The organism is Paenibacillus lycopersici (assembly GCF_010119935.1).
Classification (GTDB): Bacteria; Bacillota; Bacilli; order Paenibacillales; family Paenibacillaceae; genus Paenibacillus_Z; species Paenibacillus_Z lycopersici.
Genome location: NZ_CP048209.1, coordinates 526,759 through 537,500 on the forward strand (window position 1 = coordinate 526,759; position 10,742 = coordinate 537,500).

General features: G+C 56.8%; 7 protein-coding genes. All 7 read left to right on the plus strand.

Translation table 11 applies throughout. The features are described from left to right. Nucleotides 1-62 precede the first annotated feature (62 nt). The gene (locus GXP70_RS02375) at nt 63-2,765 is read left to right on the plus strand and encodes a UxaA family hydrolase (RefSeq protein ID WP_162354999.1); all 2,703 of its coding nucleotides are present in this window, start codon (nt 63-65) and stop codon (nt 2,763-2,765) included. Between the two features lie 31 nt (nt 2,766-2,796). Then, nucleotides 2,797-3,762: an aldo/keto reductase gene (locus GXP70_RS02380; RefSeq protein ID WP_162355000.1), complete on the plus strand. Its 966-nt coding sequence runs from the start codon at nt 2,797-2,799 to the stop codon at nt 3,760-3,762. Nucleotides 3,763-3,868: 106 nt separating this feature from the next. Continuing rightward, nucleotides 3,869-4,948 (plus strand): S1C family serine protease, encoded by a 1,080-nt coding sequence (locus GXP70_RS02385; protein WP_162355001.1) that lies wholly within the window; start codon nt 3,869-3,871, stop codon nt 4,946-4,948. Nucleotides 4,949-5,748: 800 nt separating this feature from the next. Beyond that, nucleotides 5,749-6,219 (plus strand): phosphate/phosphite/phosphonate ABC transporter substrate-binding protein, encoded by a 471-nt coding sequence (locus tag GXP70_RS02390; protein WP_162355002.1) that lies wholly within the window; start codon nt 5,749-5,751, stop codon nt 6,217-6,219. Between the two features lie 32 nt (nt 6,220-6,251). Continuing rightward, nucleotides 6,252-8,660 carry a bifunctional diguanylate cyclase/phosphodiesterase gene (locus tag GXP70_RS02395; RefSeq protein WP_162355003.1) on the plus strand — a complete coding sequence of 803 codons (2,409 nt, stop codon included), beginning with the start codon at nt 6,252-6,254 and terminating at the stop codon, nt 8,658-8,660. Nucleotides 8,661-8,741: 81 nt separating this feature from the next. Then, nucleotides 8,742-9,416 (plus strand): uracil-DNA glycosylase, encoded by a 675-nt coding sequence (locus GXP70_RS02400; RefSeq protein WP_162355004.1) that lies wholly within the window; start codon nt 8,742-8,744, stop codon nt 9,414-9,416. A 159-nt stretch (nt 9,417-9,575) separates the two neighbouring features. Next, a complete protein-coding gene (locus GXP70_RS02405; protein ID WP_162355005.1) occupies nt 9,576-10,721 on the plus strand; it encodes a YecA family protein in 1,146 nt (381 codons plus the stop codon). Nucleotides 10,722-10,742: the final 21 nt, after the last annotated feature.

Consider the following 10,742-nt stretch of genomic DNA (forward strand, 5'->3'; position numbering starts at 1 on the left):
GACGCAGGAAATAACTCAATTGCATGTCAGTAGGAAATTTACGTCAAGGGAGCCGATCATCGATGGATGTCGTTTACCAATTTGAAGAAGTGGCCAGACTTCCTCTGCCCGGGGATAACTGCGCCGTTGCGATTCGCCAATTGAACGCCGGTACCGTCATACGGTATGAAAGCCAATCCTTCGTTTTGGATTGCACGGTGATGGAGGGCCATCGATTCGCGGTCCAAGCGATCGCTCCCGGCGAAGAGCTGCTTTCGTGGCAGCTGCCTTTCGGCGTGGCGCTGAAGCCGATTGATCCCGGCCATTACGTGATCAACGCTACCGTCCTGGGAGCGCTAGGCGTGCGCAAGCTGGCATTCTCGCTGCCGCCCGAGCCCAATTTCGCGGATCAGGTTCATCCTTATATTCTGGACGAGGCGAACTTCCGGCCTGCCCCGGCATCGCCGACCTATACGGAGACGCGCACCTTCATGGGATATCGCCGCCATGAAGACCGCGGGGTAGGCACGCGCAACTACATCGTGCTGCTTGGCACCACCTCGCAGACGGGCAGCTATGTGAGACAGCTTGCCGCCCGGCTGCAGGACGAATGCAGGCACTATCCGAATATCGACGGGATCGTTCCCGCGGCGCATACGGAGGGCGGCACTTCGAAGCCGAATAACGCGGACTTGCTGCTGCGAACGCTCGCCGGTTTCATGGTCAATCCGAATGTCGGCGCGGTATTGCTCGTCGATTACGGCAATGAATCGATCACGAACAAGATGGTGGAGGCGTATGCGCGCGAGCATGGCTACCCGATCGACGACGTGCTGCATAAGTTCGTATCGCTCGCGAGCAGCTTCGAAGAGGAGCTGGTCGCAGGCGAAGCGTTAGTGCGCGAGTGGCTGCCGACGGTCAATGCGATGCAGCGGACGCCCGAATCCATCCGCCACTTGCGAATCGGCTTGCAGTGCGGCGGTTCGGACGCCTTCTCCGGCGTATCCGCGAATCCGCTGCTCGGCTGGATTTCGGAAGAGCTGGTGCGTTACGGCGGCGCGGCCAGCCTGGCCGAAACCGACGAGTTGATCGGCGCGGAGCCCTATATCCTGTCGAAAGTACGCAATGTGGAAACCGCGCGCAAATTCCTGGAGCTTGTCGACCGGTTCAAGGAGCGTACGTCCTGGCACGGCACCAGCGCGGAAGGCAATCCGTCCGGCGGTAACATGTATCGCGGCTTGTACAACATCTATCTCAAATCGATAGGCGCCGCCATGAAGAAAGACCCTGCGACGCGGATCGATTTCGCAACCGAATACGGGGAGCTCATGAAGGATGGCGGCTACTATTTCATGGACAGTCCGGGGAATGACCTGGAGAGCATCGCCGGACAGGTGGCCGCAGGCTGCAACATGATCTTCTTTACGACGGGGAATGGCTCGATCACCAATTTCCCGTACGTGCCGACGGTCAAGGTGGTCACGACGACGCGCCGCTTCCAATTGCTGTCGAACGATATGGACGTGAACGCGGGGCAGTATCTGGAAGGCAAGCCGATGGATGAGCTGGGGCAAGAGGTCTTCGAATTGGCCATCCGAATCGCCTCCGGCCAGCGGAGCGTCGGCGAGAAGGCGGGGCATGCCCAGGTACAGATTTGGCGCAATTGGCAGCAGAACGATACGAGCCGGCTGGAGACGCTGCTGCACGCTCCCGCGCCGACCGGAGCGCCGATCGAGATCCGGGAGGATGCCGCGGCGATGGCGAACCCGATCCAATTTACCTTTACCCGGCAGCGTGATCGGCTATCCAGCGACAATATCGGCTTGATCGTGCCGACCAGCCTTTGCGCCGGGCAGGTCGCGGGCATGATTACGCGACGGCTGAACGAGCAAGGAGCGGGACAGTCCGGTCTCTCGGGCTTTGTCGCGCTGGCGCATACGGAGGGCTGCGGCACGTCGGGCGGGCCGGCGGAATCGCTATTCGCCCGCACGATGCTCGGCTACATCACGCATCCGATGGTGGCGCATTGTTTGCTGCTGGAGCATGGCTGCGAGAAAACGCACAACGATTATATGCGCCATCAGATGGAAGTGAACGGCGTGGATGCGAGCCGGCTCGGCTATGCCAGCATCCAGCTCGACGGCGGAATCGCCAAGGTGAGCGAGAAGGTCGAGGCGTGGTTCGCCGACCGATTAGCCGCGGCCGAGCCTGCGGAGAAGGCGGCCGTCGGACTGGAAGGACTGCGTATCGGGATCATGAGCGACGGTGCCATTACCTACGATGCCGGCGAGCAGCTGGCAGCGCTGGCCAAGGCGATTGCCGGAGCGGGAGGCGTGGTCGTCGTGCCTGAGAATAGCGGATTGCTCGCCGCGGCTTCATTCCGCCGACAGCTATTTGCTTCGTCGGAAGTCCAGCCGTCCGTCGCCTACGGGGAACATGTCCGCCGCTGCGGATTCCACATCATGGAGACGCCGACGACGCATTGGGTGGAGACGGTCACGGGACTCGCGGCGACCGGCGTGGAACTCGTGATTGCGCTGATCGGCAATCGTCCGATGCAGACGCATCCGTTCGTCCCGATGCTGCAAATCACGTCAGAGCAGGCTATGCTGCAGAAGCATGAACAAGATATCGACTTGGTGCTCTCGGGCAGCCCGGCTTTATGGGCGAATCAAATTCTCGAGCGCGGCAAGCAAGTGTTGGAGCATACGTATGCGCCGCGTCTCTACCGGCAGGGCAATATCGATTTCCAATTAACGCGGGGTTATTTGGGCGTATCGCTGTAAGGCAGACAGCTATGAAAGTGAGGACCGCACAATGTCGAACACACGATTAACCAAACGGCCGCTGGGCAGTACCGGCCTGCTCGTAACGCCGCTATGCCTTGGAGCCGCTCCGCTCGGGGATATGCCGGAAACCTTTCAATACGGCACGCCGGAAGAACAAGCGTTGGTGACGCTGCGTACCGCCTTTGAGAGCCCGATCAACTTCCTGGATACGGCCGCATCCTATGGCTTGGGCGAGAGCGAGCGGCGGATCGGCAAGGCCATTCAAGCGAACGGCGGACTTCCGGCGGGTTACGTGCTGGCCACCAAGGCCGACCGCGACTTCGCGACAGGCGACTTCAGCGGCGAACAGATCAAACGTTCCGTCGAAGAAAGTCTCGAACGCCTGGGTCTGGATCGCCTGCAATACGTATATATCCACGATCCCGAGCATACCACCTTCGAGAATGTCATGGGAACCGGCGGACCGTTAGCGGTATTGCGGAAGTTTCAAGAAGAGGGCGTCATCGATCATATCGGCATATCCGGCGGGCCGATCGATATGCTCATCCGTTATGTAGAGACGGGAGCGTTCAGCGCGGTGGAAACCCATAATCGCTATACGCTGCTCAATCGGTCGGCCGAGCCGTTGCTTGAGGCTGCGAGCCGCATGGGCGTCGCCGTCATCAACGGCGCTCCTTACGGCAGCGGCATATTGGCCAAAGGTCCGGATGCTTACGCCCGTTATGCGTATAGCGAAGCTTCGCCGATCGTATTGGACAGAGCGCGTTCGTTCGCCAATACGTGCCGGGAATTCGATGTGCCGTTGGCTGCCGCGGCGCTTCAATTCTCGCTTCGCGATCCGCGAATTACGAGCACGGTCGTCGGCATGAGCAAACCGGAACGCATCGCGCAGACGGTGGAGCTCGCGAATTACCCGATTGCCCCCGAGCTGTGGCAGGCGCTCGACGCCTTCGGCTACGATATGGACGATCCCGAAGCGAATCGATTCGCTTAAGGGATAATTTTCGATAGATTCTCAGCAACCTTTTAGGTAGATTTAAGCTTCCTTTTAGGATCGTTCCGCATAATGGAGTCATCCAGAACACGGGAGGATGATTCTAATGAACGACAATAAGGACATGAACCATGAATTCGATCACGCCAACGAAGGTCTGACGATATATCGCTACGAATCCTCGCGGAAGGCGGCCGCCTTGCAGAAGAGGTATGAAGACGCGATCGCGGCGAAGGGCGGGACAGGGGCTTCGGGAGGCGGCGCGAACCGTCGCGGACGAACGTCGGCCCCATCGATTCTGGCGGCCTTTCTTGCCGGCGCCCTGATGATCGGCGGGCTGGCCTATACATCCGATCGATTGAATTTGTTCAGCGGCGGGACGGCCGGCGTCGTTCAGACGGCCGCCGCGAACGGCGATTCTCATTCGGCCGCTGCCGGAGTAAAGACGGCTTCTCTCCAATCCTCGACGGAGGATTTCGCTACGGTATTCAACCAAGCGAATCCCGCGGTCGTGGAGATCGCGAATTACGGGATCGAGAGCAACCGGTCGAATCTCAATCTCTACGGCAGGAACGGCGGATGGCCGGGCAGCCGGCAGCAATCGGCGCAGAGCAGCCAGGATCCCGTGCTGATGGGCACGGGGTCCGGATTCTTCTTCGATAAGAACGGTTATATCCTGACGAATCAGCACGTGATTGCAGATGCCGAGGAGCTTAAGGTGACCGTGCCCGGATACGATACGCCGCTTACGGCGAAGGTCGTCAATGCGAACGAAGATCTGGACTTGGCGGTGCTCAAGGTGGAGAATCCGGACGGCACAAGCTTCCCGGCGCTAAGCTTCGGCGACTCGGATCAAGCGAATATCGGCGATTGGGTCATCGCGATCGGCAATCCGTACGGCTTGGATCACACGATGACGACGGGCGTGCTTAGCGCGAAGGAGCGCCCGATTACGGTCACGGAGGACGACGGGTCCCCGCATCAATACGAGCATCTCCTGCAAACCGACGCTTCGATTAATCCCGGCAACTCGGGCGGACCGCTGCTTAACACGAAAGGCGAAGTGATCGGAGTGAATACCGCGGTCAACGCCGAGGCGCAAGGCATCGGATTCGCCATTTCTTCCAATACGATTCAGGATGCGGTGAAGAAGATGATGGCGGGAACGACGGTAAGCTCGCTCTAACCCGATGGGCCTTGAATCGAACCGGCGCCGACAGATGAATCCACAACCAATCCACAGCCGCTTGCGGTTGTGGATTTTGTCGTCAGATCGTATGCATCCCCTCTGCCCCGCGGCTCCAGTTCTTCTCGTCCGGCAGCGCCTACGGGGGTTTACTTAATGGCGGATCCTGCTCGTCGCAGGAAGTCTATGATCTGTACCAAGTGAAGCGGGCAAGCTTCTTGGAAAGCCGCCATCGAGGCATGCATTGCGGAATGATCGGAGGCTGGTCCGATTGCCGGCTTCAGCGGCAATACGCGGCTGGCGAAGCGCATTCCTCCTTGCAGCAGCGGGCGTGAAGCTGCAGCGAAGACGGGACGGTTCGCCAGAGCAATCCGGAAGCGCGGCCATTACGGACTGCGCCCTATAGGTCGAATAGGCCCATTATGTCGACCAAGAGAGAACCGCAAGCCTCTCTTTTTATGGTTTCGTAACAATTTCCGTCCATATTTTACAATGTGCGAATGAACCTTTGGTATGATGAATGGGATTAATTGGCGGTCGGGCGAATCGGATTGCGGTCGGGAACGAGCAGGGGGAGCCAATGAAACGCGGACTCATTTTATTAATTTTCATTGCGGCGTTCATAGGGATAGGTTACTATTTCATTGGGTTTCACAATGAACCGGAGCAATTGACGATCGGACTTGTGCCTTCCGGCAATCCGGAGACGATGCGTACCGGCTTCGAACCGATCAGAGCGTATCTGGAAGAAGAGACGGGCTATCGAAATTATAACGACGATTCCGGGCGACTATGCCGGCTTGATTCATGCGATGAAGAACGGCTTCGTGCTGCCGTACTCCTTATTCAGCAGCCGGCATATCGATATGGCCCGCTATTTCACGAATACGGTCTATGCCGGATCGCGCGACGCGGTGCTGACGGCGGTCATGTCCAAGCAAGCGGATGCCGGGGCGATGGAGGACTTGACCTTGAAGAAATACATCGAATCGGGCCGGTACGACGAACGGGATATCCGCATCCTCTGGCAATCCGGCGAAATCCCGGGCTCTCCCTTCGCGGCCAGAGCGGATCTGTCCGGCAGAGCGAAGACTACATTCAAGACAGCCATGTTAACGATCCACGGGAAATCTCCCGGCGCGATTCGAGTGTTCGATGCGAAGATCGAGAAATACGTGGAGGCTCAGGATCGTCAGTACAACGAAATAAGCAATATATCGAACATTCTGGGCAAGCCGTTCATCATCGATAATTTCTTGCGAAAGAAATAAGCGCCGAGACAAGCGCAAAGGGGTTTCATACTTTGAAATGGAATAGCATCAAGTTCATGGCCACAGCTTTGATCTTAAGCCTTGGCATGGTGGTCATCCTCACTTTCGGGTACACATCCTTTAAGAACACGAAATCGAACTTCAAGCAATCCTACTTCAAGGAATCGCAGCTCAAGCTGGAGCAGGCCCGACTGCAGTTTGAGAATCTGATCCGGGGCGCCAATCAATTCCTCGCTCAATTCTCCCTGACGGACGACGCGATGAATGCGGCGACGACAATGGAACCGTCCCACTTGAACGCCATACTCCAAACGATGCAGCAGACGATCCTGAACAGCAGCTCGGTCAAGCTCGGATTAAAGAACGGAGCATTGTACAGCGCGCCTTCCGTGGCACGATCGGCCAGCTACGACCCCAGAGAGCAAGTATGGTACGAATTGGGCGAACGATCCGGGACAGAGCCGGTGTGGACCGACCCTTATCTGGACTACTTCAATCAGCAAATCATCATTACGGCATCGCGCATGATTTGGTCTCCGGACGGAGATCCCATTGGCGTGCTCGCGGTCGATTTCGATTTATCGTCGATCAGCAGGTATATCGGCGGCTCCAGAATCGGGAGTCAAGGCTTTGTCATGCTGCTGAGCTCAAGCGGTACCATCCTGGCGGATACGGATAATTTCGCCATCGGGGAGAGGCCCTTCGGCAACCGGCTTGGGGCTGTCGCGCGCATGGCGCAAGCGGAGCCGACCGAATATAACTTCAAAGGGAAGCCGTACTATCTCAAGCTGAATCTGGTCCGCGAGAACGGCATGGCGGTCGCGACCGGCGTAAGCATGACGGAAATCAACGCGCATGTGTGGAATGTCCTATTTCCCGTCTTCATCACCGGTTGTATCTGCCTGGCGTTATTCGGTTTGGTTACGTATTACTTCGTACTGAAGGGCATCGCGCCGCTGCAGCGGCTGGTCAGCTTAATGAAATCGGTCGAACACGGCGATTACGGCGTGCACGCAACCATCAATACCTACGAGGAAATTCGCAGCCTCTCCCATAGCTTCAATCTGATGACGGAAGGAATTCGCAAGCGCGACGAAGCATTAAGCGCATCGAACGATAAAATATACCGGCTTGCGTATTTCGATTCCTTGACCGGATTGCTCAATCGCCGGCATCTGCTGGAAACGACCGCGGACGCGTTGTCGGGAAATCCGCATTCAGGCATTGCGGTCATCTATGTGGACTTGGACAACTTCAAGACGATCAACGATATGCTGGGCCACTCCGCAGGGGATCAAGTGCTGATCGAGGTCGCCTCGCGGTTGGAGGCGATCGCGTACGCCGACAAGTATGCATCGCGCATCGGCGGCGATGAATTCGTCTTAGTGCTGCATAATGTGGAGAACAAGACGATGGTAGAGGAAGCGCTGCAGCGGTTCATCCTTTCCATGGACGAGCCGATCTATCATAAGAAGCAGATGTGCCACGTTTCCGCGTCCATTGGCGTCTCCTTCTATCCGGAGCACGGCGTAACGTTCGAAGTGCTGCTGCAGAAGGCGGATATGGCCATGTACCATTCGAAGGCAAAGGGCAAAAATCAGTATTGCCTGTTCGATCACAGCATACAGCTGCAAATCACTCAGAAGGCCAATATCGAGCGCAGCATCAAAGAGGCGCTGCGCAATCAGCAATTCGAGCTCCATTACCAACCGATCTTTGATTGCGCGGAAGGGCGCATTACGGGCGTGGAGGCGCTTCTGAGGTGTCAAGCACCCGCACTCTCGGGGGTGCCCATCCAGACCGTCATTGAAACGGCGGAGCAGACCGGACTCATCGTTCCGCTGGACAAGTGGGTGCTTGAAGCGGCATGCCGCTTCGCCGGTAAGCTGAACGCGGGCCGCGACCGGGGCATACGGGTCACGATCAACGTATCCGCGAACGATATTGCGCAGCAAGGCTTCGTGAACCATGTGGAGGATTGTCTGGCGCGTAACCGATTGAAGCCGGACTGGCTGGGTCTGGAGTTGACGGAATCGGTGCTGATCAATTCCTTCGAGGGGAGCCGGAGCAAGCTGGAGGCGCTGAAGGAAATCGGGGTGCGGATGTACTTGGACGATTTTGGCACAGGCTACTCCTCGCTGAACTATCTGAAGCTGCTTCCCATCGACTATGTGAAGATTGACAAAAGCTTCGTGGCATCCATGCTGCAGTCCGAGAAGGACGGACTGTTCATGAAAACGCTCGTCCAGCTTTCGCATACGATTGATCTGAAAGTGGTCGCAGAGGGCGTAGAGACGGCCCGGCAAGCGAACATGCTGCTCCGGTTTCAATGCGACATGCTGCAGGGGTATCATATCGGAATGCCGCGGAACGGGGAGGACATGCTCCGCGATCTAGCGCTTGACCTCGGCCTGTCGCAGCGCCCCCTAGTCGAGCAATAGCATACCTAATTAATGACAGAGACGAGTTATGCTATAATTTCATCTATGGCATCATTACTCCAGAAGGGGATAGGGCTGCGCATGGCTATCTTGAAGAACGACTGGTCGTCGGAATTGGAGCGGGAATTTTCGGAGCCTTACTACTTGCGGCTTCGCGGGTTTCTGGTTGGCGAGTACCGGGCGACGACGGTTTATCCGGATAAATACGATATCTTTAATGCCCTGCATTATACGCCGCTGGCCGATACGAAGGTGGTTATTCTCGGACAGGATCCGTACCACGGGCCGGGACAAGCGCATGGACTGAGCTTCTCCGTCCAGGAGGGGATTGATTCGCCGCCTTCCTTGCAAAATATTTTCAAAGAGCTTCGGGATGATCTGGGATGCTATATTCCCAATAACGGGCATCTGCTGAAATGGGCGCGGCAGGGCGTATTGCTGCTGAACACCGTGCTGACGGTACGGGCGCATCAAGCCAATTCGCATAGAGAGCAGGGCTGGGAGACGTTTACGAATCGCGTCATCGCGACGGTCAATGCCAAGCCCGAGCCGGTCGTGTTCGTCCTATGGGGCAGCCATGCGCAGAAGAAGGCGGAGCTGATTACCGGCCCGCAGCACTTGCTGATTCGTTCGCCGCATCCGAGTCCGTTGTCGGCGCACAGGGGCTTCTTCGGCAGCAAGCCGTTCTCGCGGGCGAACCGGTTTCTGCGCGCTGCGGGACTTCAAGAGATCGATTGGCAGATTCCGAACGTATAACGACAGCTTCACGCGAACGAACAGCGCATCCGGATCCCGGGTGCGCTTCTATATTCATTGCCTAATTTCCCCAATCCTTTCACATGCATCCCGAATTAGGGTACAATCGTTGAAGTTGCTTAAGAGAAGTTGCTTAAGATGTAAAGGAGTTATTACGGTATGGAAGAAATACAGAACGAAATTCAGCGGTTGAACCAGAGCAATGCCATCAAAGGTCCGGTCGTGACCGGCTTGAAAGATATTTTCGCGCTGATGACGAAGGATCGGCTTAGCTTCATTGCCGCGAACTGTGCGTTGGCAGGGCGCTCCAAGCTGAAGAAGCAGGAGCTTGCGGATGCGCTTTACGAGCGGATTGCGGAGCCGGCATACGTACGTGCGGCGTTCATTGCGGCAGAGCCGAAGGAATGGGAACTCGTCAGCCGGCTTTTGAAAGTCCCGTCCATTCAAGATAATGCCATTATGCTGGATGCGTACTTGTTCCTGATGGATAAAGGGTTGGTGTTCAGCTTCATGGAGCGGAACGAATTGTTCATTGCCATGCCTGCGGAGGTCAAGGACGCGTTCGGGAAACTCCATCAACCTTCTTTCCGCAAGGAACGCGGCGAACACCAGCTGGTGCTGCGGTATATCGAAGCTGCGGCCAACCTATACGGGATCTGCCCGGTCGACAAGGTCATTGCGATCATCAACGAGCAGAACGGCAGCCAGTTGACGGAATCGCAATTCAACCGGATTCGTTCGTCGGTCTCGGATAAGCTGTTGACTTGGAACGTTCAGCGCGGACTGCTGTTCAGCGATAACTTGGACGGCGAGAGCCTGGACGATTACGAGGCTTTCCTGGAGAGCGTGAAGGACAAGCCGTACTACATTCCTCCGAAAGAAGAGCTGCTGCGTTATGCGGATATCGATTATTTCGAGATGACGCCGCAATTGGAGATGCTGAAACATTATATTGTGCAGCGACTGGGCAAATCCGAGCGGCTGGCTCACGCGCTCGTAGACGATATTCAGCTTGCGTGCGCGATGGAAGAGCCGCTTGGCGTGATCATGGAGGAGTTCGAGAACCGATCGATAAACTTGAGCAAGAAGCAGCTCGATGAGTTAATGCCACTCATTATTCAGGTGCATAATACGACGAGAATGTGGTCGACTCGCGGCTATACGCCCGATGAGCTGAGCGCAATGCGGAACCAAGAGGCCAAGCCGGGCAACGTGGTTCAATTCCCCTCGGCATCCTCGAAAGTCGGCAGAAACGATCCATGCCCATGCGGCAGCGGGAAGAAATACAAGAAGTGCTGCCTGTGACGCCCGACCGCATCCGAATGG

Bases quoted from the DNA above. Each gene is read 5' to 3' on its own strand.
- GXP70_RS02380 (WP_162355000.1), top strand. From the start codon at position 2,797: ATGTCGAACACACGATTAACCAAACGGCCGCTGGGCAGTACCGGCCTG.
- GXP70_RS02375 (WP_162354999.1), top strand. From the start codon at position 63: ATGGATGTCGTTTACCAATTTGAAGAAGTGGCCAGACTTCCTCTGCCC.
- GXP70_RS02405 (WP_162355005.1), top strand. From the start codon at position 9,576: ATGGAAGAAATACAGAACGAAATTCAGCGGTTGAACCAGAGCAATGCC.
- GXP70_RS02400 (WP_162355004.1), top strand. From the start codon at position 8,742: ATGGCTATCTTGAAGAACGACTGGTCGTCGGAATTGGAGCGGGAATTT.
- GXP70_RS02385 (WP_162355001.1), top strand. From the start codon at position 3,869: ATGAACGACAATAAGGACATGAACCATGAATTCGATCACGCCAACGAA.